25 protein-coding genes are annotated in these 23,739 nt (G+C 68.3%); 11 read left to right on the top strand and 14 right to left on the bottom strand.

Annotated features, from left to right (window positions below):
* Positions 1 to 166 precede the first annotated feature (166 nt).
* The 3 genes from EV651_RS11785 to EV651_RS11775 all read left to right on the top strand — a co-directional run bounded on the left by EV651_RS11785 (position 167) and on the right by EV651_RS11775 (position 3,187).
* Positions 167 to 886, top strand: coding sequence for a FadR/GntR family transcriptional regulator (locus EV651_RS11785; protein ID WP_133785084.1), 720 nt, complete (start codon positions 167 to 169; stop codon positions 884 to 886).
* 168 nt (positions 887 to 1,054) lie between these two features.
* Complete coding sequence (locus tag EV651_RS11780; protein ID WP_133785082.1) at positions 1,055 to 1,999, top strand: zinc metalloprotease; 945 nt, start codon at positions 1,055 to 1,057, stop codon at positions 1,997 to 1,999.
* Between the two features lie 57 nt (positions 2,000 to 2,056).
* Complete coding sequence (locus EV651_RS11775; RefSeq protein ID WP_133785080.1) at positions 2,057 to 3,187, top strand: D-alanyl-D-alanine carboxypeptidase family protein; 1,131 nt, start codon at positions 2,057 to 2,059, stop codon at positions 3,185 to 3,187.
* Here the strand turns inward: EV651_RS11775 and EV651_RS11770 are convergent.
* From EV651_RS11770 to EV651_RS11725, 10 genes are read right to left on the bottom strand one after another with little or no spacing between them, the layout of a single operon-like run.
* Positions 3,181 to 4,236, bottom strand: a complete 1,056-nt coding sequence (locus EV651_RS11770; protein ID WP_133785079.1) for a YihY/virulence factor BrkB family protein — start codon at positions 4,234 to 4,236, stop codon at positions 3,181 to 3,183. The two genes, EV651_RS11775 and EV651_RS11770, sit on opposite strands and share 7 nt — an antisense overlap.
* 28 nt (positions 4,237 to 4,264) lie before the next feature.
* On the bottom strand, positions 4,265 to 4,777 hold the full coding sequence (locus tag EV651_RS11765; RefSeq protein WP_133785077.1) for a 2'-5' RNA ligase family protein: 513 nt from the start codon (positions 4,775 to 4,777) through the stop codon (positions 4,265 to 4,267).
* 12 nt (positions 4,778 to 4,789) lie between these two features.
* Positions 4,790 to 5,845 (bottom strand): tryptophan--tRNA ligase, encoded by a 1,056-nt coding sequence (gene trpS / locus EV651_RS11760; RefSeq protein WP_133785075.1) that lies wholly within the window; start codon positions 5,843 to 5,845, stop codon positions 4,790 to 4,792.
* Positions 5,846 to 5,896: 51 nt separating this feature from the next.
* Positions 5,897 to 6,301, bottom strand: a complete 405-nt coding sequence (locus EV651_RS11755) for a hypothetical protein (protein WP_202870283.1) — start codon at positions 6,299 to 6,301, stop codon at positions 5,897 to 5,899.
* 39 nt (positions 6,302 to 6,340) lie between these two features.
* On the bottom strand, positions 6,341 to 6,985 hold the full coding sequence (locus EV651_RS11750; protein WP_238156822.1) for an ABC transporter substrate-binding protein: 645 nt from the start codon (positions 6,983 to 6,985) through the stop codon (positions 6,341 to 6,343).
* 49 nt (positions 6,986 to 7,034) lie between these two features.
* On the bottom strand, positions 7,035 to 8,378 hold the full coding sequence (gene ngcE, locus EV651_RS11745; RefSeq protein WP_133785071.1) for an N-acetylglucosamine/diacetylchitobiose ABC transporter substrate-binding protein: 1,344 nt from the start codon (positions 8,376 to 8,378) through the stop codon (positions 7,035 to 7,037).
* Positions 8,379 to 8,390: 12 nt separating this feature from the next.
* Positions 8,391 to 9,284 carry a carbohydrate ABC transporter permease gene (locus EV651_RS11740; protein WP_133785068.1) on the bottom strand — a complete coding sequence of 298 codons (894 nt, stop codon included), beginning with the start codon at positions 9,282 to 9,284 and terminating at the stop codon, positions 8,391 to 8,393.
* The gene (locus EV651_RS11735) at positions 9,281 to 10,276 is read right to left on the bottom strand and encodes a carbohydrate ABC transporter permease (RefSeq protein ID WP_238156821.1); all 996 of its coding nucleotides are present in this window, start codon (positions 10,274 to 10,276) and stop codon (positions 9,281 to 9,283) included. The genes EV651_RS11740 and EV651_RS11735 overlap by 4 nt, the downstream gene beginning before the upstream one ends.
* A 2-nt stretch (positions 10,277 to 10,278) precedes the next feature.
* The gene (gene ngcE, locus EV651_RS11730) at positions 10,279 to 11,697 is read right to left on the bottom strand and encodes an N-acetylglucosamine/diacetylchitobiose ABC transporter substrate-binding protein (protein ID WP_133785066.1); all 1,419 of its coding nucleotides are present in this window, start codon (positions 11,695 to 11,697) and stop codon (positions 10,279 to 10,281) included.
* 24 nt (positions 11,698 to 11,721) lie between these two features.
* The gene (locus EV651_RS11725) at positions 11,722 to 12,504 is read right to left on the bottom strand and encodes a sugar isomerase domain-containing protein (protein WP_133785064.1); all 783 of its coding nucleotides are present in this window, start codon (positions 12,502 to 12,504) and stop codon (positions 11,722 to 11,724) included.
* A gap of 209 nt (positions 12,505 to 12,713) precedes the next feature.
* On the opposite strand from EV651_RS11725, the gene EV651_RS11720 reads away from it, so the two are divergent.
* Positions 12,714 to 13,754 (top strand): N-acetylglucosamine kinase, encoded by a 1,041-nt coding sequence (locus tag EV651_RS11720; RefSeq protein ID WP_133785062.1) that lies wholly within the window; start codon positions 12,714 to 12,716, stop codon positions 13,752 to 13,754.
* Here EV651_RS11720 and EV651_RS11715 read toward each other — a convergent pair.
* Positions 13,740 to 14,123 (bottom strand): YciI family protein, encoded by a 384-nt coding sequence (locus tag EV651_RS11715; RefSeq protein WP_133785060.1) that lies wholly within the window; start codon positions 14,121 to 14,123, stop codon positions 13,740 to 13,742. The two genes, EV651_RS11720 and EV651_RS11715, sit on opposite strands and share 15 nt — an antisense overlap.
* 335 nt (positions 14,124 to 14,458) lie before the next feature.
* Here EV651_RS11715 and EV651_RS11710 point away from each other — a divergent pair, with 335 nt between their 5' ends.
* Positions 14,459 to 15,064 (top strand): helix-turn-helix transcriptional regulator, encoded by a 606-nt coding sequence (locus EV651_RS11710; protein ID WP_133785059.1) that lies wholly within the window; start codon positions 14,459 to 14,461, stop codon positions 15,062 to 15,064.
* Positions 15,061 to 16,317: an MFS transporter gene (locus EV651_RS11705; RefSeq protein WP_133785057.1), complete on the top strand. Its 1,257-nt coding sequence runs from the start codon at positions 15,061 to 15,063 to the stop codon at positions 16,315 to 16,317. The genes EV651_RS11710 and EV651_RS11705 overlap by 4 nt, the downstream gene beginning before the upstream one ends.
* On the opposite strand, the gene EV651_RS11700 is transcribed toward EV651_RS11705, so the two are convergent.
* Positions 16,265 to 17,587, bottom strand: coding sequence for a hemolysin family protein (locus tag EV651_RS11700; protein ID WP_133785055.1), 1,323 nt, complete (start codon positions 17,585 to 17,587; stop codon positions 16,265 to 16,267). The genes EV651_RS11705 and EV651_RS11700 overlap by 53 nt on opposite strands.
* Positions 17,588 to 17,755: 168 nt before the next feature.
* On the opposite strand from EV651_RS11700, the gene galT reads away from it, so the two are divergent.
* Entirely contained in the window at positions 17,756 to 18,802 is a 1,047-nt protein-coding gene (gene galT / locus EV651_RS11695) for a galactose-1-phosphate uridylyltransferase (RefSeq protein WP_133785052.1), read from the top strand.
* Positions 18,799 to 19,926, top strand: a complete 1,128-nt coding sequence (gene galK, locus EV651_RS11690; protein WP_133785050.1) for a galactokinase — start codon at positions 18,799 to 18,801, stop codon at positions 19,924 to 19,926. Before galT ends, galK begins: the two co-directional genes overlap by 4 nt.
* Here galK and EV651_RS11685 read toward each other — a convergent pair.
* On the bottom strand, positions 19,923 to 20,735 hold the full coding sequence (locus EV651_RS11685; protein ID WP_133785048.1) for a DeoR/GlpR family DNA-binding transcription regulator: 813 nt from the start codon (positions 20,733 to 20,735) through the stop codon (positions 19,923 to 19,925). The two genes, galK and EV651_RS11685, sit on opposite strands and share 4 nt — an antisense overlap.
* 68 nt (positions 20,736 to 20,803) lie before the next feature.
* On the opposite strand from EV651_RS11685, the gene EV651_RS11680 reads away from it, so the two are divergent.
* Positions 20,804 to 21,934 carry a GNAT family N-acetyltransferase gene (locus EV651_RS11680; RefSeq protein WP_133785046.1) on the top strand — a complete coding sequence of 377 codons (1,131 nt, stop codon included), beginning with the start codon at positions 20,804 to 20,806 and terminating at the stop codon, positions 21,932 to 21,934.
* 109 nt (positions 21,935 to 22,043) lie between these two features.
* On the top strand, positions 22,044 to 22,706 hold the full coding sequence (locus tag EV651_RS11675; RefSeq protein WP_133785044.1) for a GNAT family N-acetyltransferase: 663 nt from the start codon (positions 22,044 to 22,046) through the stop codon (positions 22,704 to 22,706).
* A gap of 191 nt (positions 22,707 to 22,897) precedes the next feature.
* Here EV651_RS11675 and EV651_RS42330 read toward each other — a convergent pair whose 3' ends face one another.
* Complete coding sequence (locus EV651_RS42330) at positions 22,898 to 23,179, bottom strand: hypothetical protein (RefSeq protein ID WP_238156820.1); 282 nt, start codon at positions 23,177 to 23,179, stop codon at positions 22,898 to 22,900.
* Between the two features lie 52 nt (positions 23,180 to 23,231).
* Between EV651_RS42330 and EV651_RS42325 the strand changes: the two genes are divergently transcribed.
* Complete coding sequence (locus EV651_RS42325) at positions 23,232 to 23,606, top strand: CAP domain-containing protein (protein WP_238156819.1); 375 nt, start codon at positions 23,232 to 23,234, stop codon at positions 23,604 to 23,606.
* Positions 23,607 to 23,739: the final 133 nt, after the last annotated feature.

Genomic DNA, 23,739 nt, shown 5'->3' with positions numbered 1-23,739 from the left:
GGCAACTCCACGCCGTCGCGAGCAGGTGCTCGGTGCGGTGCATCGGCGTGCGGGAGCGAAGGTCTCGATGCGGAGCATCGTGGCCTTTGCTCACGTGCGGCGAGGTGCCGTGCCGAGTGCCGCGCAGTAGGCGTGGGGTTGCCGGGCAGGGCCTTAGTGTTGGGGCATGGTCGTTCAGGCAGATGACGCGGTGTTCCGGCCGGTGCGGGCCGGGAACCCGTTCGAGGAGACGGTCGAGCGGTTGCTGCAGGCAATCAAGCTCGGCGTCGTCGCGCCCGGCGACCGGCTGCCCCCCGAGCGCGAGCTGGCGACCCGGCTGAACGTCAGCCGGGTCACGCTCCGTGAGGCGATCCATGCCCTCACCGAGGCCGGCTACGTCGAGTCCCGACGCGGCCGGTACGGCGGTACGTTCGTCAACGAGCAACTCCCGAAGCCCCGCCGTACGCCGGCCAAACGCCTCGCCCGCGACCTCGCCGGAGGCCTCGACGACGCGCTCACGCTCCGCTTCGTGCTGGAAACCGGCGCCGCGGAAGCCGCCGCGTCCCGCACCCTGACCGCGGCCGAACGCGACCACCTCGAACGCTGCCTGGCGGAAACGTCCACCGCCCGCCTGGCCGACTACCGCCGCCTGGACTCCCGCCTCCACCTGGCCATCGCCGAAATCACCGGCTCCCCCTCCCTGACGTCGGCCATGGCCGACGTCCGCATGCGCCTCAACGAACTCCTGGACGCCATCCCCCTGCTCGAGCCCAACATCCAGCACTCCGACGAACAACACCGAGCCGTCGTCGACGCGATCCTCGCGGGCGACCCCGCCACCGCCCGCCGCGCCATGCAAGAACACCTGGCCGGCACCGAAGCCCTCCTCCGAGCCTTCCTCGAATAGGTCCTGTCTGGTGATCCAGCGCCCACTGCGGGGCGGAACCTGGCGCCTCGGCGTGGTGGTGCCGTGGCACTGGGGGGTCAGGGAATCGGTTGGCAGGTGCCGGGATGGTGGGGAAAATCGCCGGATTCGGCCGCACCGCCCAAAGCGGCCCGATTCTGGAGGACCGCTATGCGATCTTTCGTTACCCGTCCCCGCGCCCTGGCCGTTCTGCTCGCCGGTACGGCGCTTGCGTTCAGTCCGCTCGGTGGACAGGCGACTGCCCAGTTGCCCGTCGACCAGATCGGCAACCCGGCCTGCTTCACCCCCGAGGAAGGCCCCGCCGCACGTGGTGGCTTCGGCGCCGACCACCGGGAGCTGTCGGCGGCCGAGCAGAAGGCCATCGAGGCCAGGACAGCACAGATCCTGAAGGCCAAGGCAGCCCGTGGCCTCGCCCCACAGGCAGGCACGCTGGCCTCGGCGAGTGTCCCGGTCTACATCAATGTGATGCGGAGCAGCACCGGCGCCGGAGACGTCACCGACGCGCAGATCACGCAGCAGATCGCCGAGCTGAACCAGGACTTCGCCGGCCAGGAGTCGTCGCAGGCCGCGAACACCGGATTCACGTTCTATCTGGCCGGGACGTACCGCTACAACAACAACCAGTGGCACAACGACCGGCAGAGCACGCAGTACCGGTCACAAACGCGCAAGGGTGGCAAGAACGCCCTGAACATCTGGCTGGTCGACTTCTCGTACCTCGGCATCGCGACCTTCCCGTGGGACTACGCGAGCAACCCGTCGATCGACGGCATCCGGGTGCAGTACTCCTCGCTGCCCGGCGGCTCGGCGACCAACTACAACGAAGGCAAGACCGCGTCCCACGAAGCCGGGCACTGGTTCGGGCTGTACCACACGTTCCAGGGCGGCTGCACGAGCACGAACGACTCCGTGGCCGACACGCCGGCGCAGAGCAGCTCGTCCAGCGGCTGCCCGACCGGTCGCGACTCGTGCTCACTGCCGGGTCTGGACCCCATCCACAACTACATGGACTACTCGTACGACTCCTGCTACAACCAGTTCACGCCCGGCCAGTCAACCCGCATCAGCAACATGTGGACCGCCTACCGGGCCTGATGGGGGCATGAGACCCGACTGTGACATCTGCACCGTCGGCCAACTAGAGTGCGGCCGATGCGTTTGCTTCTGACGGGCTGCGCAACCGCCGCACTGGTGGTCGCCGGACCTCTGACAGCGACCGCCGCCGGCCAGGTCCCACAGGGCCCGGTCGGCGGCGACCTGCTGACCGCGAAGCCGACGGTGGTCGCCGACGGGGCGACACCGCCGGCCGTCCAGGCGTCTGCGTACGTCGTGGCCGACGTGGACACCGGCCAGGTACTGGCCGCCAAGGCGCCGCACGCGCAGCTGCGCCCCGCGAGCACGCTCAAGACGCTGACCGCGCTGGTCCTGCTGCCGCGGCTGAAGAAGACCGATCCGGTGATCGGTTCGGACGCCGACGCCGGCATCATCGGCAGCAAGGTCGGCGTGTACCCGGGCCTGCACTACACCGTGGACCAGCTGTTCCAGGGCATGTTCCTGGCGTCCGGGAACGACGCCGTCCACGCATTGTGCGCCCACGACCAGGGCGGCGTACCCGCGACCATCCAGCGGATGAACGCGAAGGCCAAGGATCTCGGAGCGCTCGACACCCACGTCACCGACCCGACCGGCCTGGACGCCGACGGGCAGTACTCCAGCGCCTACGACCTGGCCCTGTTCGCGCAGGCCGGGCTGACCCGGGAGGACTTCGCCAAGTACGCGTCGACGAAGTACACGAACTTCCCGAATGCCGGCAACAAGGGCACCTACCAGGTCGCGAACCAGAACAAGCTTCTCTTCAACTACGACGGCGCGCTCGGCGTGAAGACCGGCTACACCACGCTGGCGCGGAACACGTTCATCGGCGCCGCCCGCCGCAACGGGCACACGCTGGTCGTGACGATGATGAACGCGCCGCACGGCATCACCCAGGACGCGAGCAACCTGCTGACCTGGACATTCACCAACTACGGCAAGCTCAAGCCGGTCGGCACCCTGGTCAAACCGGCCAACGCGCCGCCGAAAACCCAGGCGGAAGGCAAGACCGCCGCCAAGCCCCATCAAGGTACGGCGGGTCGCCCGCAAGCACGCACCGCACTCAACCCCGGTCAGGCAGTCCAGTCACTCGCCCTCCGCGTCCCCGACTGGGCGTACGCCGCCCCGCCCGTACTCCTGCTCGGCCTCTTCCTCCGCCGCCCGCGGGCCCTCCGCCGCCGCCGTCACTGACGACGGACGGAGCGCACCGCTCGAAGGCCCTGGACGGCCAGGGTGGTGAGCGTTGCGCCCAGGACCGCGCCCGCGGCGACAGCGACGGTGTCTGCCTTGCGCTCCGGGATCGGCACGACCTGGTAGCGCTTGCCGGGCGGGCCGAGGAGCAGCGGCTCGATCTCGGCCGGGCCCGACGGGAGCTCAGAGGGCTCAGCGGGCTCAGCGGCCGTGGCGTCGAGCGTCGCTTCCTTCGTCCAGGCGGCGATCAGCATGATCACCCGGGTCATCAGGTAGATCCACACCAGCAGCGCCAGCGGCAACGCCACAGCGCCGTACGCCGCGTTGGCGCCGAGGACATGGTCGACGTAGAGGTTGCCGAGCCGCTGCGCGAGGTAGAACACGATGCCACCGGCGAGCGCGGCGATCAGCGCGACCTTCCGGGGCAGGAGGATCCGCGGCAGGGCCGTCTGCAGGTACAGGAACAGGACGGCGCCGGCCGCGATCCCGATCACCAGACTGGTCAGGCCGAGTCCCCAATCCGCCAGCCAGGTACCCTGCAGGTTGACCCAGCCGACGATGCGCTTGGACAGAGCGGTCAGGACCGACGAAGCGCCGGTGGCGGTCATGCCGATCAGTCCGAGGCCTATCAGGGCGCCGAAGTCGACGGCCTTCAGCTTGACGATGTTCCCCGGCTCGTCGTCGAGTTCGTGCATCGAGCGGATCGAGGCGCGCAGCGAGTCGATCCAGCCGAGACCGGTGAACAGCAGCGACACTCCGGAGATCAGGCCGATGGTGCCGGCGTGCCCGATCAGCGAGTCGATGTCGATCTTGTCGCCGATACCGGGCAGGTTCTTCTGCAAGCCGTCCTTCAACGCCTCGATGGCGTCGTGGCCGAGCAACGGCCCGACGATCGCCGCGGCCAGCACGATCAGCGGGAACAGCGACAGGAATCCGAAGAAGCTCGTTGCCCCGGCCAGCCGGTTGCCGCGCCGGTCGCCGTACCGCTTCCACGCCCGCCACAGCTGCGACTTCTTGAACCGCGCCCAGGCGCGCTTGATCCTGCTCATGAGTCTCCTGTACCCCGACGAAGGAGACTCAGCCTGCCAGCGGGAAGAACCGTTGCGGGCGCCACACGCCGTCCGCGCCGTGTTCGTAACGGCTGAAGTGCTCCACGTCGAACGCGCAGTCGTACTCCGAGAGGGCGTCGTACGCGCGGTCGAGGGCGTCCTTGTCCAGGTCGTGCGCGACGGTGACGTGCGGGTGGTACGGGAACTTGAGGTCGATCTTCAGCGGGCCGGACCGGACCTGCGACTGCAGCACCTCGCACGACGAGATGCCCTCGGCCAGCGGCACGAACACCACCGGCGAGATCGGCCGGAAGGTCGCGGTACCGCGCAACCGGATCCGGAACCGCGGGAACCGGGCCGCGACCGCGAGCAGGTGCTCGTCGATCGCCGCCAGGTCGCCGGCCTCGATCTCGGTCGGCGGCAGCAGCGTGACGTGGGTCGGGATCGACGCGGCCATCGGATCACCGAACTCGGCCCGGTACTTCTGCAACTCCGTCCCGTACGGCTCCGCGATCGGAATCGCGACACCGATCGTGGTCATGGTCATCCGCGGCTACCGGCCCTGCGCAGGGCCGGTGACGAAGCCGAGGCGGTCGTAGACCCGGGCCAGTGTCGGCTCGGTGACCGCGCGGGCTCGCTCGGCGCCTCGGGCGAGGATCGCGTCCAGTTGGGCCTTGTCGTCGAGGTAGGTCAGCGTCTTCTCGCGGAACGGGGTGACGAACTCCACCACCACGTCAGCGAGGTCCTTCTTGAAGTCGCCGTACCCCCGACCGGCGTACTCGTCCTCCAGCTCGCTGATCTTGCGGCCAGTGAGCGCCGAGTAGATGGTCAGCAGGTTCGCGACGCCGGGCTTGTTCTCCTGGTCGAAGATCACATCGCGACCGGAGTCGGTGACCGCGGACCGGATCTTCTTCGCGCTCGCCTTCGGGTCGTCCAGCAGGTCGATGATCCCAGCCGGCGAGGAGCCGGACTTGCTCATCTTCGAGCTCGGGTCCTGCAGGTCGAAGATCTTCGCGGTCTCCTTGACGATGTACGGTTCCGGCAGCCGGAAAGTCTTGCCGAACCGGTGGTTGAAGCGCTGCGCCAGGTCGCGGGTCAGCTCGACGTGCTGGCGCTGGTCCTCGCCGACCGGGACGCGGTCGGCCTGGTAGACGAGGATGTCCGCGGCCTGCAGGATCGGGTACGTGAACAGACCGACGGTGGCGCGGTCGGCGCCGCCCTTCGCGGTCTTGTCCTTGAACTGCGTCATCCGGCTGGCCTCGCCCATCCCGGTGATGCAGGACATCACCCAGGCGAGCTGCGCGTGCTCGGGCACCTGCGACTGGACGAACAGGGTCGAGCGCTCCGGGTCGATCCCGGCCGCGAGCAGCTGCGCCGCGGACCGGCGGGTGCGCTCGCGAAGGGCCTTCGGCTCGTACTCCACGGTGATCGCGTGCAGGTCGACGACGCAGTAGAACGCGTCGTGGTCGTCCTGCAGGGCCACCCACTGCCGCAACGCGCCGAGGTAGTTGCCGAAGTGGAAGGAGTCCGCCGTCGGCTGGATCCCGGACAGCACCCGAGGGCGCCGCTGGGAACCGGCTGCGGAGGGGTCAGACGCAGCTTGGGACATGCGCCCGATTCTGCCAGCGCCCGAAGTTCAACTCACACCCGGGCGGGTCCGTCACCAGGACCAGCCGCGGGCGGCCAGTTCCTGCTCTTCCTGCCAGCGTTTTTCCTCGGAGCGCTTCTGCTCGGCCTCCCCCGGGCAGCCGGCCAGGCGGCAGGCCTCGTCGAGGAGGTCGTCGTACGCCGCCTCGAGGGCCATCAGGCGATGCGCGCGGGCGTAGACCTGGGGCGCGGACTCGATCCGCCGGATCTTGCCGGCCAGGTACCCCAGGCGGGTCTGCAGCCAGAGCGTGTCGAACGGATCCGGGTCCAGGACCGGATGCCGGTGCAGCCGGTCCGCCATCCGCGCCGTACGCCGCTGGAGGCTGCGCCGCAACCGTGACGGCGGCGGATTCGGCAGCAGGAGGTTCAGCAGGACGCACAGCACCAAGAACAGAACCGCCGCTGCCAGCCATGCCATCGCTCTCACCCCCTTAGAGCGTACGGCGAACCAGCCGCCTCAGGCGACGGTGTTTTTACGCGTTCGTCGCCGGGTTTCCGTCCACTGCGGCGGCCCGGGATGCTGCGCCCGTACCTCGGAGAACCGCGCCTCGATCCCCTTCACGAGCTCGTCGGCCTGCGCCGCCTTCCCGACCGCCTGACCGACGGTCCGCGCGACGACCTGCCAGGACACGCCCCAGTCCGGTACTCCGGCCGGCTGCGCGACCGTCGGCGCGATCGCGGTCAGCTTCTTGTAGTCGTCCGCCGTGATCCCGGAGTACAGCCCGATGATCAGGTCCGGCTGCAGCGCCGCGATCTTCTCGAACTGCAGGCCGTCCTTGTCGCTCAGCACCTGCGGTACTGCGCCATCACCCAGCTTCGCCTTCGCCCACGGGAACAACGCGCCCGGCTTCTCCCCGAACCACTCGGTCGTCGCCACCGGCACGACGCCGAGCGCGAGCAGTGCGTCCTGCTCGACCAGCCCAACCGTCACGACCCGTTGCGGGGCCTGCTTGACGACGGTGTCGCCGTACTTGTTCTTGATCGTCACCGGGAAGGCGCCGCCCTGCTCACGCGCTGCCTGGGGTACGTCGTCGTCGTTCCCGCTTCCGCACCCGGTCAGGGCGAGCAGGAGTACGGCCAAGAACACCAGCAGGCGACGCATAGGAGACCTCACAGGGATCAAGTTAGGTTGCCCTAACCTAACCTAGCTCTCAGTCTCGGTGGTACTTCGTGACCGCGTTGTCCTGTTTGAGCTTGTCGGCCGCAGCCTGGATCCGCGCGGTCCACTCGGACTGGGCCAGACCGCCGGCCATGAACTGCCCGGTGGCCGCGGCGGCCGCGGTCGCGAACTCCGGGTACCAGTCGTCGAAGTACCACGTGATCAGCTGATCCCCGGCCGACGCGAGCAGGTCGCGGGCCGAGCTGAGCGCCGTACTCATCTCCAGCCCATCGGCCGCCCCGCGGACGATGGTGAGCTGACTGGACTCCGAGGTGACCTGCGCCGCGACGTCCGCCGACAGCAACGCTCGCAGGTACTCGAGGCCGCCGGCCTGGTTCTTCGCCTTCTCCGGCACCAGGAACGGCGCGGTCGCCCCGACGTGCAGTCCACTGGCCAGCGCGGGCGACGTGTCCAGCGCCGGTACGGCGAACATCGTCAGCGCGAAGTCCTGCGGGACCAGGCCTTTCATCTCGTTCTCGAGCCAGTTGCCGCACGGCAGCATCCCGACCTTGGAGGCCAGGAGGCGTTTCTGCGACCCGATGTGGTCGTAGTCCGCGGTCCCCGGGGCGAGCAGCCCGCGCCTGCTCAGCTCACCGACCGCTTTGATCGCCTTCGTGACGCTCTCGTCCGTCCAGGCGCCGTCGTCGAGGTTGTCGATCCGCTTCACAACGTCCGGGCCGCCGGTCTTCGCGGCCAGCGTGAGCACCAGTTCCAGCAGGTAGTACGGATGCGTGCCGGCGTACATGAACGGGCCGAGGCCGGCCGCCTTCATATCGGCGCCGAGGGCAAGCAGATCGGACCAGGTGCGCGGCACTTCCCAGCCGTGGCGCTGGAAGAGGCTCGCCGAGTACCAGATCCCGTAGACGCTCGCGATGTAGTTGACGGTGCGCTGCGCCCCGTCGTACCGGCCGAAGTTCAGCATGTCGGGCAGCAGTTGGTCCTTGACCGTCGCGGCCTGGTTGTCCCAGGACGGTGCGTCGAGCAACTGCTGCAGGTCGGTCAGCTGACCTTCCTTGACCAGCCGGCCGAGCTTCAGCGCGTCGTCCCCGGTGCTGAGCACCACGTCGGGCGGGTTGCCCGCAGCGAACCGGGGCAGCAACTCGGCGGACAGTTGCGTGGTCACCTTCGGCGTGACGGAGGCGGCCGCGTACTTCTTGCGGTACGCCGCCGCCGCGAATCCGCCGTACTCCTCACCGATGACCAGGTCGACCGGAGCGTTCCCGTCCACCGTGAACGGGTTGTCCTTCGACACAGGCGGGGCGACCGGCTCGCTGGTGCAGCCGCTCAGGACCGCACCGGCCAACGCGCCCTGCAACAAGGTCCGCCGTCTCAGCATCACCGCAGGCTATTACTTCACGCCTCCGGCGGTCACGGAGACCTGCAGCTGACGCTGGAAGATGATGTAGACGACCAGGACCGGCGCCACCGTGATCACCACGGCTGCGAACAGAGCACCGAAGTCCACCGCATAGCCGGCTTGCGATGCGAACGAGGCCATGCCCTGCGAGAGCACGTAGTTCTTCGAGTCCGTGTTCAAGGCGACGGGGAGCAGGAACTGGTTCCACAACCCCAGGAAGTTGAAGATGGCGACCGACGCCATCCCCGGCCGCGCCATCGGCAGCATCACCGAGAAGAACGTGCGCCACTCACCGGCTCCGTCGATCTGCGCGGCCTCGTAGATCTCACCCGGCAGCGCCTTGAAGAAGCTGTGCAGGAAGAACACGGTGAACGGCAGCGCGAACGCGACATAGGTGACGATCAACCCGGGCAAGGTGTTGAGCAACGAGAGGTTCTTCAGCACGAAGAACAGCGGCACGATCGCCAGGAAGACCGGGAACGTCAGCCCGGCCAGCATGGAGTAGTAGATCAGCCGGTTGCCGGGGAACGTGAACCTGGCCAGCACGTACGCGCACATCGCGCCCAGGATCATCACCAGCACCAGCGCGACGCCGACGACGATCACCGTGTTCGCGAAGTAGCGACCGATGCCGGCCGTCGTCCAGGCGTTGGCGTAGTTCTCGAATCGCAGCTTGCCCGGCAGCGACAGGGGGTTGCCCAGGACCTCCTGCGTCGACTTGAACGAGGACAGCAGCGTCCACACCAGCGGCAGGATCACCAGCAGCGACCACAGGATCAGCGCGAGGTGGGCGGTCGTGGCCACACCCCTGCCCTCCGGGGCCCGCTGGCGAGGCGCGCGGGACGCAGCCGCGGCCTCGGCCCGGTCGGCGGTGGTTGTCGTCATCGGCGTTCCTTCACTTTCCGCTCACGTCCGCCGGTCAGTGCGTTCACCGTGAAGACCAGGAGCGCGAAGAGCATCGTCACCGCGGCCAGGATCACGCCCATCGCCGTCGAGTAACCGAACTGCCCTTTGGTGAAGGCCGTGGTGAACAGTTGCTGGGGCATGACCAGGGTCGAGTTCTGCGGCCCGCCGCCGGGGTTCAGCGCCTGCATGTAGACGAAGGCGTCGAGGGCGGCGATGCCGAGATAGATGTACGCCGTCTGCACGTTGTCCCGGATCAGCGGCACGGTCAGCGACACCGCCGTACGGAACCGGCCGGCGCCGTCGATCCGGGCGGCCTCGAACACCTCGGGGTCGATGCCCCGGATGGCGGCGATGAACAGCACCATGTAGAAGCCGACGAAGCCCCAGATCATCACGAACATCGAGGCCGGCATGGCGGTCCGCGCATCACCGAGCCACGCGTAGTTCTCGAACTGGTGCAGCCCGATCTTCGACAGCACCGCGTCCAGCACACCCGAGCCCGGCGTGAACACCTGGGCCCAGATCAGGCCGATCACGATCGCGGGGATCACGTACGGGAAGAACGAGACGATCCGGTAGAAGCCGGAGTTGCGCAGCCCGCGGACGGTCCCGGTGCCCGAGCCGCCGATCGTCACCAGCGTGGCAAGGGCCAGCGCCAGCACGATCGTCACGATCGGCACGACGATCGCGAGCAGGATGTTGTTGCGCACGGCCTTGAGGAAGATGTCGTCGTGGAACAGCTTGACGTAGTTGTCGAGGCCGACGAAGTTCTGCCCCGAGCTGAACCCGGACCAGTCGGTCAGCGAGTAGTACAGCGCCTGCACGAACGGCGAGACCACGAAGATCACGAAGACCGCCAGCGGCAGGCCGAGGAACACGACCATGAAGCTGGCCCGGTCGAAGGTCAGCGGCCGGCGGCGCCGGGTGACGGACCGCTTCGGTCCGCCTCCCGGCACAGCCTCTGGTGTCACGGTCACTTCGTGACCGGGATCTTCTTGACGGAGCTGTCGTTACGCACCTTGTCGGTGATCTCCTGCAGGCCCTTCGTCAGGCCGGCCGCGTCGAGCTGGCCGGACAGGAACGAGTTCCAGACCACGAGGTTGTCGGTGTTCATGCCGTACAGGCCGACGAACTGGTAGTCGAAGATGTTGGTGCCGGCGGCGTCCAGCATCGCGGTCTGCGACTGCAGCGCGGTCGAACCGAAACCGTCCGCGGGCACCAGACCCTTGACGATCGTCGGCGCCAGCCGCGTCTTGGCGAAGTTGGTGGCCGCTTCCTTGGACAGCATGGCCCGCAGCAACTCCTTGCCGCCAGCAACGTTCTTGCCCTTGGACGGGACGATGTACGGCTCACCGGCCGCGCTGCGCAGCGACTCGTACGGCATCTTCGGGCTGTCGGTGACCGTCGGCTCCGGGATGCCCTTCATCTGGAAGCCGCTCTTGGTGGCCTTCTTCATCTCGTTCTCGATCCACGAGCCCGAGGGGTAGAGGATGGCCTGCTGGTCGTTGCTCCACTTCGCCTGGGCTGCGGTGAACTGGGTGCCGGCGCCACCGGGGACGAAGTAGCCGTTCTTGACCATGGTCTCCATGGCCTTGAAGACGCTCTGGAGCTGCGGCTGCGACCAGCAGTTCTCCTTGAGGTTCTCCAGCGCCAGCCGGACCTCGTCGCCACCCTCCTTGATCGCGGAGTCGACGGCCAGGGTGTGGTAGTAGGTCGCGGCTTCCTTGCCCCAGACGAACAGGTACTTGCCCTTGGCCTTGGCCTTGGCACCGAGGTCGAGCAGCGCGTCGTAGGTCTTCGGCGGCTCCCAGCCGTTCTCCTTGAACAGGCTCTCGGAGTACCACAGGCCGTAGAGGGTGAGCACGTAGTTCATCGCGACGAACTTGCCGTCGTACGTCCCGGGGTTCTTGGCGCCGGGGTACAGGGTGTCGGCGATCTTCGTGCCCTCGTAGTTGTTGGCCTCGAAGACGTCGTCCAGCGTCTCCAGCTGGTCCAGGATCGTGCCGAAGCCGATCTGGGCCTTGCCGGAGTTGTCGATCAGGTCCGGCGGGTTGCCGCCGACGAAGCGCGGCTGCAGCTGCTGGGCGATCTCGGTGGACGGTGCGACCTTGACCGTCGAGCCCGCGAACTTCTTCTGCACGAGGTTGGCCGCGAACGTCACGTAGTCGTAGCCGTACCCGCCGTTGAAGATCACCGCGTCGACGGTCGCCTTGTCCGCCATTCCGAACGGGTTGTCCGCGGTCTTGTCAGCGCCGCCGCCGGTGGAACCCTTGTTGTCGCTGCCGCTGCCGGCACACGCAGCCAGCAGCGTGCTGCCGCCGGTCGCCATCAAGGTGCCGACCGCTGCGCGCTGCAGGAACAGGCGCCGCGACAGGTTGTTGGGAGTGGTCATTGGTCCCGCCTTCCAAGGAGTGTTTCACGCAGTACGCCGGATGCGACCGGCGTACCTTGCTTCAAGGGCATGGTTGTGTTCGTCGCCGCCCGGGATGTTCGCGGACAGGTACACCGGCGGCGTCTCGCCGGCCTCGGTCATCCGGCGCAGCACCTCGGCAACAAGCAGCTGCGCGATCAGCGCAGCGGTGATGGACGACACCGCGCAGACCTTGCCCGCACCGTCGGGCAGGTCCAGGACGGAGTCGCCGTACGGCGCGTGGTTGTCGAGCACCACGTCTGCGAAGTCGATCAGCTTCTTGCCGGACGGGTGCCGCGAGTCCATACCGCCGGTGTGCTGCAGCGAGGTGATCGCGATCAGCGGGTGACCGTGCTCCTTGACCACACTCGCGAGCTCGACGATCGAGCCGTTCACACCTGAGTTGGAGGCGATGACGAACAGGTCGCCCTCACGGGCCGCGGACAGCTCGTAGAGCTTCCGGGAGTACGCCGGGTCGCGCTCGAGCTCCGCGCTGCGCAGCAGCTCCTTCGGCTCGCCGCCGAGCAGCACCAGGTCGCGCAGGGCGATCCGGTTGGAGGCGATCAGTCCGCCGGCCCGGCCGGCGATCTCCATCGCGAGGGCCTCGGAGTGGCCGGAGCCGAAGGCCTGGATGACACCGTTCGCGCGCAGCGACGTGACCATCAGGTCGGCGGCCTGCTGGATCGGGCCGTCGATCTGGGTGGTGACCGCGGCCATGATCGGCATCAGCGTTTGAACATACGCCTGTGCGCTCACGCCAGTGGATTCCCCCGTGTTACTGCTGGCCATCAACGGCCCACCCCTCGACTAATCTGCTCGCCGGCGACACTCCAAGTGCCGACAAATGCGCAAGTTTGCTGTTTGCTGGACAGAACTTTTCTCAACTCGTAGCTAAAGTCAAGGCTCATTCGTGTGATCTCCCCAGATCGGGACCGTTGCGTAACCTTGTTTGCTTGTGCTTACTTATAGGCTCTTCCGAGCAGTTTGGAGCATCGCGTATGTCGGTCGAAGGCTCGCTTCCGGACGCTGACGCCGCACCTGTCGACCAGGTGGTCCCGATACCTGCCGGACCACTGGTCCTCGGCGGCGACCTCGGCGGCACTTCCACCCGGATCGTGATCGCGGACTCTGAGGGCAACGTAATCGGTCGCGGCGCCGCAGCGGGAGGGAATCCGACCAGTCATCCGGCAAGTGCGGCGGCCAACTTCGGGCACGCCCTTCACGCGGCACTGTCCGGACTGGACCCGACGGCGGTCAAGGCCGGGGTGGTCGGCATGGCCGGCGGGGTGGCGCTCGCCCGCCCGGACGTGGCGGCCCAGTTCGAGGCCGCGTGGACCGGCGCTGGGCTCACCGTCGCGCCCGACTACATCGGCGATCTCGAGGTCGCTTTCGCCTCAGGTACGCCGGAACCGGACGGAACCGTGCTGATCGCCGGGACCGGCAGCAACGCCGGCCTGGTACGCAATCATCAGCTGCTGCGCACCGCGGGCGGACACGGCTGGCTGCTGGGCGACGACGGCTCCGGGTTCTGGCTCGGCCGGGAGGCCGTGCGCAGTGTGCTGCAGGCCCTGGATCTGCGTGAGCCGCTCGGGCTGCTCGGGCAGGCCGTCGTACAAGCGATCCTGCCCGATCGGGACGAGCATGCTGCTGCACAACGTGAAGGATACGACGCACTGCGTGATGATCTGGTGCGAACGGTTAACAGCCGGCCACCCGTTCTGCTCGCAGAGCTCGCGCCGACCGTGATGGCGGCGTACGCGCAGGACGACGAGACGGCGCGGTCCCTGGTGAAACGCGCAGCCGAGTTGCTCACAGAAACCGCCGCACGGCTGAAGACAACGTCGGACAAGGGCCCGATGGTGCTCGCGGGCAGTGTCGCCGGTGAGTCATCTCCTGTGGGACATCTCATCCGACAGCACTTCGCGGGCGACGTCCTGACCGCGCGAGACGGAGTCGGAGGCGCCACCTGGCTGGCCCTGGGCGCCCTCGACCCCGCCCTCGCAACAATCGAGAACCACCAACGCCTAGTCGAACACTGAGACTGGGCGGACCTCGACCGCGTAGAAGCCTGCTTCTGGGATGGTGGCGGCTACCTCTTCGGCTCGTTCTTGACTTGCTACGTCGATGAGGAAGACGCCGGCTAGTTGTTCCTTTGCCTCGGAGTAGGGGCCGTCGGTTGTGGCGCGGACGCCTTCGCGGACGCGGACCACCCGGGTCTTCGTGGGTGGGTCGAGCGGGACGGCGTTGATCAGCTCGCCGTTGGCGTCGAGTTCGTTCAGCAGGTTGTCGAGCTGCGCGGCGAGCGCGTCCCGCGCCTTCTTCGGCAGGGCCTTGCCCTCCTCGGTGTGCAGGAACGACGGGTGACCCCAGGTGATCGGGTTGCTGTGGATCATCAGCAGGTACTTCATGTCGGCGTCCTTTCGGGCAGTCACTGGATCTTCGCAGCAGAGGTCGGACACAACCGCCGACACTCGACATTTCGCCGTTTTCTGGTCAACGGCATGGAGCCCGGCGTACCGAAGGACGGGTAGCGGTTAGGTCCGGATGTGCACGCTCGACAGGTAGAGCACCGCGGGACACCGTACGCACCAAGGACCGCCACGCTCAGGTGCACTACCCAGTCTCCTGACACCTCCTGTCGAGCTGCACCTCGCCGGCTGGGCGCTACCCGTTCTTCGGTATGGCGCCGAACATTCCAAGCAACGGCTTGACATTGGGTTTGAGGGTGCTGGATATTCCAAGCATGTCTTTGGAGAAGGATCCGCGGCGGGCGCGGTTGCTGGACGATCCGCTGGCCATTCGGGCGATGGCGCACCCGGTGCGGCTGGACCTGCAGTCGCTGCTGGGTCGGGAAGGGCCGTTGACCGCGGCCGATGCGGCGCGGCGGCTGGGGATCAGTCAGGCGCTGGCGTCGCACCACCTGCGGCAGTTGGCGAAGTACGACTTCGTCGAGCCCGCACCGGGTAAGGACAACCGCGAGCGGCCGTGGCGCCTGGTGTCCACCTCGCAGTCCTGGCAGGACGCGATCAAGACGTCCGAAGGCGCGGCCGCTGCCGACGTACTCGAGCAGCTGATGGCCGAGCGGGCGCTGGACTCGCTGGCGAAATGGCAGGAACAGCGCCCGCAGGCAGACCCGGCCTGGCGGGACAACTCCGGCATCGGACAGACCGGCCTCTACCTGACCGGCGAGGAACTGGCGGAGATCGTTGGCCAGATCAACGAGATCCTGCAGCGCTGGGTCGACGAGCGGCCCATCGACGACAAGTCCACCCGGCCGGCGGGGAGCCGCTATGTCTCGTTCACCCAGATCGTCACGATCGCGCCGGAGGAGCAGGACCTAGGCAGATGAAGGACTTGTGGGATGTCCTCGCGCGGCAACGTGACTATCGGCTGATGCTCAGCGCCGGCCTGATCTCGCTCACCGGCGACTGGCTGCTGCGTACCGGCCTCGCGTTCCAGGTCTACGTACTGACCGGCTCGACGCTCGCGTCCGGCGGACTGCTCCTCGCGTCGTTCCTCCCCGCCGTACTGCTCGGCTCGCTGGCCGGCGTCTTCGTCGACCGGTGGAACCAGCGCACCACGATGATCGTGACGAACGTGCTGAACGCCGTCGTACTGCTCCCGCTGATCGCCGTCCACGACGCGAGCACGATCTGGATCGTGTACGGCGTCGTACTGGCGCAGAGCTGTCTACAACAGTTCTTCACGCCTGCCGAGCAATCACTGGTCCCGCTCCTCGTGAGTTCCGAGCAACTGGTGACCGCGAATGCCCTGAACAGCCAGATCCGCGACCTCGCAAGGCTGGTCGGCGCCGCGCTCGGCGGTGTGCTCGCGGCCGCCGGCGGACTCACGCTGCTCGCCGTCGGCGATGCTGTGACGTTCCTGGTCGCGGTCGTGCTGGTCGCCGCGATGCGACACCGTCAGGCACGCCCCGAATCCAAGGAAGAAACGGCCGGCGGCGCGATCAAACGGCTGAAGGAGGAGTGGACCGAGGGACTGCGGCTGTGCGTCGCGGGTCCGGCGATGCGGCTGTTCTTCGTGTTCTGCCTGGTCACCGGCGTCGGCGAAGGGATCATGAGCACGCTGTTCGCGCCGTTCGTCAGCTCCGAGGTCGGCGGCGACGGGAAGGTGTACGGCCTGATCGTGTCGTCGCAGGCGATCGGCGGGATCGTCGGCGGCCTGATCGCGGCCGCGATCGGCTCCCGCCGGCCGGCCGCGACCCTGTGGGGAGTCGGCGCCTTCGCCTTCGGTCTGATCGACACTGCCCTGTTCCTTTATCCCTTGGCGTTGGACAGCGTGATCCCGGCGTTCGTCTGCATGATCGTCGTCGGCCTGCCCGGCGCGCTCACCATCGCGGGGATGATGACGGTGTTCCAGAACCTCACCGTCGACGGCACCCGCGGCCGCATCTACGGCGCGGTCGGCGCCGCCGAAAGCGTCGCGGTCCTGCTCGGCATCGCCGCGGCCGGCCTGCTCGGCGACGCCGTCGGCATCATCCCGATCCTGCTCTTCCAGGGCCTGGGGTACGTCGTCGGCGGACTCGTCGTACTCAGTCGGCGGCGGGTTCTGGTTGCTCGGCCGGAACCTCTTCCGACGGCTTGACCAGGTGGAGGCGGACTCGGGCGACCCGGCGGCCGTCCATCTCGGTGACGGTCAGCGTGTGGGCGTCGAACGGGACCTCGTCACCCGTCGACGGGACCTTCCCGAGGCGGGCGGCGAGGAACCCGCCGACGGTCTCGTAGGGCCCGTCGGGGAGCTCGATCGTGGTCGCTTCGGCGAAGTCGTCCAGGTTCAGCAGGCCGTCGACCTCGATGTCGCCGCTGCGGAGCCGGGTCGTCTCGGCCGGCTCCTCGTCGTACTCGTCCTTGATGTCGCCGATCAGTTCCTCGACCAGGTCCTCGAGTGTGACGATGCCGGCGGTGCCGCCGTACTCGTCGAGGACGATCGCCAGATGCGTGCTGCGGCGGCGCATCTCGGTCAGCGTCGGCAGCAGCTTCGCGGTGTCCGGCAGCATCAGGACCTCACGCGCCAGGTCGCCGACCCGCACCGAGCGGGTCGCGACCGCCGGGTCGAACAGGTCCCGGACGTGCACGAAGCCGACGATGTCGTCGGCCGAGCCGTTCATCACCGGGTACCGCGAGTGCGGCCGCTCGGCGGCGAACTTGACCGCCTTGTACGCCGGCATCTCGGCGTCGACGAAATCCACCTCGGTGCGCGGCAGCATCAGCTCGCGCAGCTGCCGGCTGCCGGCCTCGAAGACGTCGTCGACGATCTTGCGCTCCTCCACACCGAGCGACTCGTGCGCGGAGATGACGTCGCGCAGCTCCTCGTCGGTCATCACCTCGCGGTTCGCGTTCGGGTCGCCGCCGAGCGCGCGCACCACCAGGTCGGTGGACTTCGACAGCAGCCAGATCACCGGCCGCGCGCCGGACGCGATCCGGTCCACGAACGGCCCGAGAGCGAGCGCGAAACCCTCGGCCCGCTGCAGGGCCAGGCGCTTCGCGGCCAGCTCGCCGAGCACGATCGAGACGTACGAGATCAGGATCGTGATCAGCACCAGCGCGACCGTGCCGGCCACCGACTCGGGCAGCCCGAGCTTCTCCAGGTGCGGCGCGAGGCCGTCGGCGAGCGTCGCGCCACCGAAGGCGGCGGACAGGAAGCCCATCAGGGTCACGCCGATCTGCACGGCGGACAGGAACCGGTTCGGGTTGGCGGCCACCTTGGCGACGATCTCGCCGCGCCGGCCGCGGTGCGAGAGTGCCTTGAGCTGACTCTCCCGGAGCGAGACGAGGGCCATCTCGGCCGCGGCGAAGACCCCGCCGATCAGCACGAAGACCAGAATCAGGACGATGTTGAGCAGGGTTTCGTTCATGGGTCGGAGTTCCTAGCGCCCTCTCGTCAGCTGCCGAGAGGGCGTGCGTTGGGCGTAGTCGTCCATCTACCAAGCCTACCGGTCACGCGGTCCCTCGTGCGTGTTCGAGTTTGTCGGTTTATGATGATTCCTGGCCGGACGCGTCGTACGGCCGGGAGGGGTCACACCATGAACACACCGCGCGGTGTACGCCGGACCGACACCAGACTGTCGGACGGCCGCGAGCTGATCTACTACGACCCGTCCGACGCGCCGGTCCGGGTGCCGCTCGAGGACACCCGCGGCCTGCCCGCCCCGCAGCCGCAGGTCGAGCTGCGCACGGACCCGCTCACCGGCGACGTGATCACCTACGCCACCCACCGCAACACCCGGACGTACCTGCCGCCGGCCGACCAGTGCCCGCTGTGCGCGAGCAAGCCCGGCAACCCGACCGAGATCCCGGACCACGACTACAACGTCGCCGTCTTCGAGAACCGCTTCCCGTCCTTCGCCGGCCCGGGGCGGACCGAGGTGGTGTGCTTCACCAGCGACCACAACCGCTCGTTCACCGATCTGTCCCAGGGCCAGGCCCGGCTGGTCGTCGACACCTGGGCCGACCGGACCGCCGAGCTCGGCGCCCGCGACGACGTCGAGCTGGTGTTCCCGTTCGAGAACCGCGGCCGCGAGATCGGCGTCACGCTCAGCCACCCGCACGGCCAGATCTACGCCTACCCGTTCCTCCCGCCGCGGATGCAGAACCTGCTGCGGCAGGCCCGCAAGCACCAGGAAGTTGCCGGCAGCAATTTGTTCGCCGACGTCCTGGCCGCGGAGCGCAAGGAGGGCACCCGGGTCGTCGCGGAGAACGGCAACTGGACCGCGTTCGTCCCGGAGGCCGCCCGCTGGCCGGTCGAGGTGCACCTGTACCCGCACCGCCAGGTCGGCGGCATCGACGAGCTGTCGGTCGGCGAGCGCGACGACTTCGCCGAGCTGTACCTCGACGTCCTCAGCCGTCTCGACGGCCTGTACGGCGAGCCGCTGCCGTACATCGCCGCCTGGCACCAGGCGCCGGTCCGGATCGATCGCGAGCTCGGCTACCTGCACCTGGAGCTGTTGTCGATCCGGCGGGCCAAGGACAAGATCAAGTACCTGGCCGGCTCCGAGTCCGGCATGGGCGCGTTCATCAGCGACACCCGGCCCGAGGATGTGGCCGAGACTCTGCGAAAGGCCGGCCAGTGAGCTTCCAGAAGGTTTTCGGTACGTCGCCCGACGGCAGCTGGCGTGCCCCGGGACGGGTCAACCTGATCGGTGAGCACACCGACTACAACGACGGCCTGGTGCTCCCGATCGCGTTGCCGAACCGCATCCTGGTCACCGCGTCGAAGCGGGACGACGGCCGGATCGCCGTCGCGTCGAGCGGGCAGCGGGGCGTGATCGAGTTCGCGATCGACGACCTGGCCCCGGGTTCGGTCGGCGACTGGGCGGCGTACCCGGCCGGCGCGGCCTGGATCCTGCGCGAGTCCGGCTACCCGATCCGCGGCGCGAACCTGCTGGTCGAGTCGGACCTCCCGTCCGGCGCCGGTCTGTCGTCGTCGGCCGCCCTGCTCTGCGCGACGTTCGTGGCGCTGCTCGGACTGCGCGACCTCGAGGTCGACCCGGCCGAGATCGCGCGGTTGGCGCAGAAGGCCGAGAACCAGTACGTCGGCGCACCGGTCGGACTCATGGACCAGATGGCCTCGATGTGCTGCACCGCGGGCCATGCGCTGTTCTTCGACATCCGCGCGATGTCCACCGACCAGATCCCCTTCAACCCGCCGGCCGACGATCTCGCGCTGCTGGTCGTCGACGTGAAGGCACCGCACCGGCACGTCGACGGCGAGTACGCCGCGCGCCGGAAGAGCTGCGAGCAGGCGGCGGCCGAGCTCGGCGTACCGGCTCTGCGTTCGATCGCGTTCGAGGACCTTGACGACGCGCTCGCGCGGCTGTCGGACGACGTCGTACGGCGGCGTGTGCGGCATGTGGTGACCGAGATCCGCCGGGTCGAGGACGCGGTCGCGTTGATGCGGGCCGGCAAGCTGCGCGAAGTCGGTCCCCTGTTCACCGCGTCGCACGCCTCGTTGCGTGACGACTTCGAGATCACCGTGCCGGAGCTCGATGTTGCGGTCGACACCGCGCTGGAGGCGGGGGCCCTCGGTGCGCGGATGACCGGTGGCGGCTTCGGCGGTTGCATCATCGCGTTGGTCGAGGCCTCGGCTGCCGACGCCGTACTGTCGGCGATCGAGAAAGCCTTTGCGGAACACGGTTTCTCGGCCCCGAGCTCGCTCGCGGCGACCCCGTCGGCAGGTGCCTCCAGGGTCAGCTAGGAGGCGATGACGAGGTCGCATCCCGTGTCGCGCATGGCCTTACGGGCGGGGGGCGTGAGGCCGTTGTCGGTGACGATCACGTCCAGGTCGGACCAGGTCGCGAACGTGCTCAGCCCGACGGTGCCCCACTTGGTGTGGTCCGCGACCACGACCACCTCACGGCTCGCGGCGATGAACGACCGGTTGGTCTCGGCCTCCATCAGGTTCGGCGTGCTCAACCCGTGCTCGGCGTCGACACCGTGCGCACCGAGGAACAACAGGTCGAGGTGCAGTGACGCCAGCGCAGCGGTCGCGATCGGGCCGACCAGCGCGTCCGACGGGGTGCGGATGCCGCCGATCAGGACGACGGTGCGGTCCGAGCGCCCGTTGCCGTGGAACACATCGGCGATCCGCGCCGAGTTCGTGACAACCGTCAAGTTTTCCACCCGCAACAGCTGACGAGCCAGCGCGTACGTCGTCGTACCGGCGCCGATGCCGATCGCGCTGTCCGGCTGCACCCGAGTGGCGGCCTCGGCCGCGATCGCCTGCTTGGCGGCGGACTCCTGGGTCAGCTTGGCGTCGAAACCCGGCTCGTGCGCGCTGCGCAGACCCACGGAGGTCGCGCCGCCGTGCACCTTGTGCAGCAGGCCGCTGGAGTCCAGGGCGTCCAGATCGCGCCGGATCGTCATGTCCGAGACCCCGAACCGGTCGACCAGTTCGGCGACCGTGATCGCGCCCCGGCTGTTGACCTCGGCAACGATCGTGGCCTGCCGCTGGGCGGCGAGCTGGCCGCCGCGGCCGCGGGGCGGTTCTGCTCCGGCTGCGTTCACGTCCACAGAATAGTCCCGCCGGCAGGGAAATGTGTTGCCCGGCCGGTGGCAGCGCGTCACCCTGAAGCATGCGATTTCCCGACGACGTCCCGGTGCTGACCGACGGTGTGGTGACCCTGCGTGCGCACACCGCCGCCGACGTAGAGCCGGCGTACCGGATGTGTCAGGACCCGGTGATGCAGGAATGGACCACGATCCCGGTCCCGTACCTGCACGAGCACGCGGTGAACTTCCTCACCGAAGTGGTCCCGGCCGGCTGGCGCGACAACACCGCCTGGGCCTGGGCGATCGAGTACGACGGGAACTACGTCGGCACCATCGACCTGCGTGACGGCGAGGGCGGTGCCGGCGAGGTCGGGTTCGCGGTGTCGGCCGAGGTCCGCGGCAACGGGGTGATGACCCGCGCGCTGAAGCTGGTGGTGCGGTACGCGTTCGACGGCCTCGACTGGAAACGCGTCATCTGGCGCGCGTACGTCGGCAACTACGCGAGCCGCCGGGTCGCATGGAAGACCGGATTCCGTGGCCTGGTGACGATTCCGGGCGGTGGACGCTCGCGCGGCGTACGCAAGGACGAGTGGGTCGCGACGATCGGGTGCGACGACGAGCTCGAGCCGAAGGGCAACTGGTGGACGGTGCCGGTGCTCGAGGGCGATGCGATCCGGCTGCGGGAGCTGCGCGATTCGGACGCACAGCGGGTGATGGAGGCCTGCGCCGACGAGCGGACGCAGCAGTGGCTGACGGGCATGCCGTCGCCGTACGGACTCGACGACGCCAAAGGATTCATCGCGAGCCGGCCGGACGCGGCGGCCAGTGGTGATGCGGTCGCGTGGGCGGTCGCCGACGCGGTCACCGACGAGTTGCTCGGCAACGTCAGCATCTTCGGTCTGAACCACCGGATGGACAGGACGGTCGGCGAGATCGGGTACTGGATGCACCCGGACGCCCGCGGCCGCAAGGTGATGTCGACGGCCGTCGAACTGGTGATCGCACACGCTTTCCGGCCGATCGAGGAAGGCGGTCTGGGCCGTCGCCGGCTGGTGCTGAAGTGCGCCGATGAGAACACCGCGTCCGCGCACGTTGCCGAGGCCAACGGCTTCACGCAGGTCGGCAACGAGCGCCTCGCCGACCCTCGCCGCGACGGCACCTACAACAACCTCCTCACCTACGACCTGCTAGCCACCGAACACCCCGCCGGGTGACGTCTCGGGCACCGTGGTGACCGGCTGCAGGCAGTGGTTTACGGCGAGTTGGTGACAAACGACACCGGTTCCCCTCGCCGTCGCGCTGCCGGGCTGCTTGAATCGACGGGTGAGAGATCGTGAGGAACTCGTCCGCCGTTGGCAGGCCGGGTGGTCCGTCTCGCGGGGCTGGACCACGGTTGAGGAGGACAACGACGGCATCCTGATCGTCCGGGCAGGTGAGGAGAGCCGGCCGACGGAGTACGTCGTACTGGATGCCGACGACAAACCGGAACGGGTGGACCGCGCCGCCCAGCTGGCCCTCGCCGACGGCGGCGGGCGCGGCTCGGGCTGGATCACGCTGGCCACCGACGACAAGGAAGCCCGGATCGAGCAACTGGAGGAGCTCGGCCTCGAGGTCCAGCAGGACCAGGACTGGCTGATGACGATCCAGCTCTCGGAGCAGCCGGCGCTGAAGCTGCACGAGCGATATTCGTTGCACACCGAGCTCGAGGACGACCTGATCATCACCCGCGCCACGATGCACGGCGGAGTCGTGTCGAGCGGCCGGATGGCGGTCGTCGGCGAGGACGCGGTCGCCGACCGGATCGAGACCGACCCGGCACACCGCCGGCGCGGACTCGGCAGCGCCGTGATGGCATCGCTGGTCGAGGCGGCCGCCGCGAAGGGTGCGAAACGCGGCATCCTGATCGCGTCGATCGACGGCCTGCGGCTGTACCGGAGCCTGGGCTGGAAGGTGATCGCCGACATCGTCATCGCCCGTTGCCGCTGACAGTCAAACGATTGCCATAGTCAAAGCGTTGTTAAGGGCGGGCCGTTCGGGAGTTGGCAGGCGTCGGCCTGGGCAAGGCTGCACACCATGACGAACCACCGACGGCCATCGAGTAACAACGTGGCCGGTCCGCTCCTCGCGTCCTTGTCGGCTCTGATGCTGTTGGCCGGTGTGGGGTGGTTCGTACTGCGTCAGTCGGACAGCAGCAGGGTGACGAGCCAGGAGACTCCGGTCACGATGGCGACCGCGAGCGACGACGCCTCGTCGGCCGCGCCGGTCCGTCCGATCAGCCCGTCGTACACACCTCGCCGTACTCCGTCCACGACCCCGTCCCCGGCTCCGTCGACGGCGAAGAACATGACGCCGCGGCCGACCCGGACGACGTCGGCACCCAGCCGGAGCAGCTCTCGAACGCCGCAGCCCACCACGTCGACGCCGACTCGTTCGGCGACGCCGACACCGACGCTGACCAAGAAGACGAAGACCTCGGAGCCGGTCGGCGGATCGGGTCCGGTCGAGGCGCAGGTGCTGGACCTGACCAACCAGGAGCGGGCGAAGGCCGGCTGCGGACCGTTGCGAACCAACAAGTCGCTGACCCAGGCCGCCGAGGCGCATGCCGCCGACATGGTTGCCGAGCACTACTTCGCGCACGACAGCCTGGACGGCCGCAACCCGTTCGACCGAATGAAGGCGGCCGGTTTCCGGGGCGGCGCGATGGCTGAGAACATTGCCGTCGGCTACACGAGCGCGGCCGCGGTCGTGCAGGGCTGGATGAACAGCGAGGGGCACCGCGCGAACATCCTCAACTGCACCTACACGATGATCGGGATCGGCTACGACAGCGGCCAGGTGAAGCCGGAGTGGGGCAACGGCAGTTGGGTGCAGGACTTCGGCGGCTGACCCACCCTCGGGACGAGGTTCGCGGCGGTCAGTCAATCGTTTTCTTCAGGATTCGTTAAGAGGGCACTCGGCTCCGTAACGATGACCTTGCGCGTCGGTTAAGGTCGCTGTTCGGTGAGACCAGGGGGGACCT

Origin of the sequence: Kribbella sp. VKM Ac-2571 (assembly GCF_004362255.1) — a bacterium.
Classification (GTDB): Bacteria; Actinomycetota; Actinomycetes; order Propionibacteriales; family Kribbellaceae; genus Kribbella; species Kribbella pratensis.
This window is presented reverse-complemented; position numbering and strand designations above follow the sequence as displayed.

Excerpts from the sequence above, each read along its gene's own strand:
- EV651_RS11770 (WP_133785079.1), bottom strand. The coding sequence starts at position 4,236 with ATGAGCAGGATCAAGCGCGCCTGGGCGCGGTTCAAGAAGTCGCAGCTG.
- EV651_RS11700 (WP_133785055.1), bottom strand. The coding sequence starts at position 17,587 with ATGAACGAAACCCTGCTCAACATCGTCCTGATTCTGGTCTTCGTGCTG.
- ngcE (WP_133785071.1), bottom strand. The coding sequence starts at position 8,378 with ATGCTGAGACGGCGGACCTTGTTGCAGGGCGCGTTGGCCGGTGCGGTC.
- EV651_RS11725 (WP_133785064.1), bottom strand. The coding sequence starts at position 12,504 with ATGGCCAGCAGTAACACGGGGGAATCCACTGGCGTGAGCGCACAGGCG.
- EV651_RS11750 (WP_238156822.1), bottom strand. The coding sequence starts at position 6,985 with ATGCGTCGCCTGCTGGTGTTCTTGGCCGTACTCCTGCTCGCCCTGACC.
- EV651_RS11740 (WP_133785068.1), bottom strand. The coding sequence starts at position 9,284 with ATGACGACAACCACCGCCGACCGGGCCGAGGCCGCGGCTGCGTCCCGC.
- EV651_RS11720 (WP_133785062.1), top strand. The coding sequence starts at position 12,714 with ATGTCGGTCGAAGGCTCGCTTCCGGACGCTGACGCCGCACCTGTCGAC.
- trpS (WP_133785075.1), bottom strand. The coding sequence starts at position 5,845 with ATGTCCCAAGCTGCGTCTGACCCCTCCGCAGCCGGTTCCCAGCGGCGC.
- EV651_RS11755 (WP_202870283.1), bottom strand. The coding sequence starts at position 6,301 with ATGGCATGGCTGGCAGCGGCGGTTCTGTTCTTGGTGCTGTGCGTCCTG.
- EV651_RS11710 (WP_133785059.1), top strand. The coding sequence starts at position 14,459 with ATGTCTTTGGAGAAGGATCCGCGGCGGGCGCGGTTGCTGGACGATCCG.
- ngcE (WP_133785066.1), bottom strand. The coding sequence starts at position 11,697 with ATGACCACTCCCAACAACCTGTCGCGGCGCCTGTTCCTGCAGCGCGCA.
- EV651_RS11765 (WP_133785077.1), bottom strand. The coding sequence starts at position 4,777 with ATGACCACGATCGGTGTCGCGATTCCGATCGCGGAGCCGTACGGGACG.
- EV651_RS11775 (WP_133785080.1), top strand. The coding sequence starts at position 2,057 with ATGCGTTTGCTTCTGACGGGCTGCGCAACCGCCGCACTGGTGGTCGCC.
- EV651_RS11715 (WP_133785060.1), bottom strand. The coding sequence starts at position 14,123 with ATGAAGTACCTGCTGATGATCCACAGCAACCCGATCACCTGGGGTCAC.
- EV651_RS11785 (WP_133785084.1), top strand. The coding sequence starts at position 167 with ATGGTCGTTCAGGCAGATGACGCGGTGTTCCGGCCGGTGCGGGCCGGG.
- EV651_RS11780 (WP_133785082.1), top strand. The coding sequence starts at position 1,055 with ATGCGATCTTTCGTTACCCGTCCCCGCGCCCTGGCCGTTCTGCTCGCC.
- galT (WP_133785052.1), top strand. The coding sequence starts at position 17,756 with ATGAACACACCGCGCGGTGTACGCCGGACCGACACCAGACTGTCGGAC.
- EV651_RS11705 (WP_133785057.1), top strand. The coding sequence starts at position 15,061 with ATGAAGGACTTGTGGGATGTCCTCGCGCGGCAACGTGACTATCGGCTG.
- EV651_RS11680 (WP_133785046.1), top strand. The coding sequence starts at position 20,804 with ATGCGATTTCCCGACGACGTCCCGGTGCTGACCGACGGTGTGGTGACC.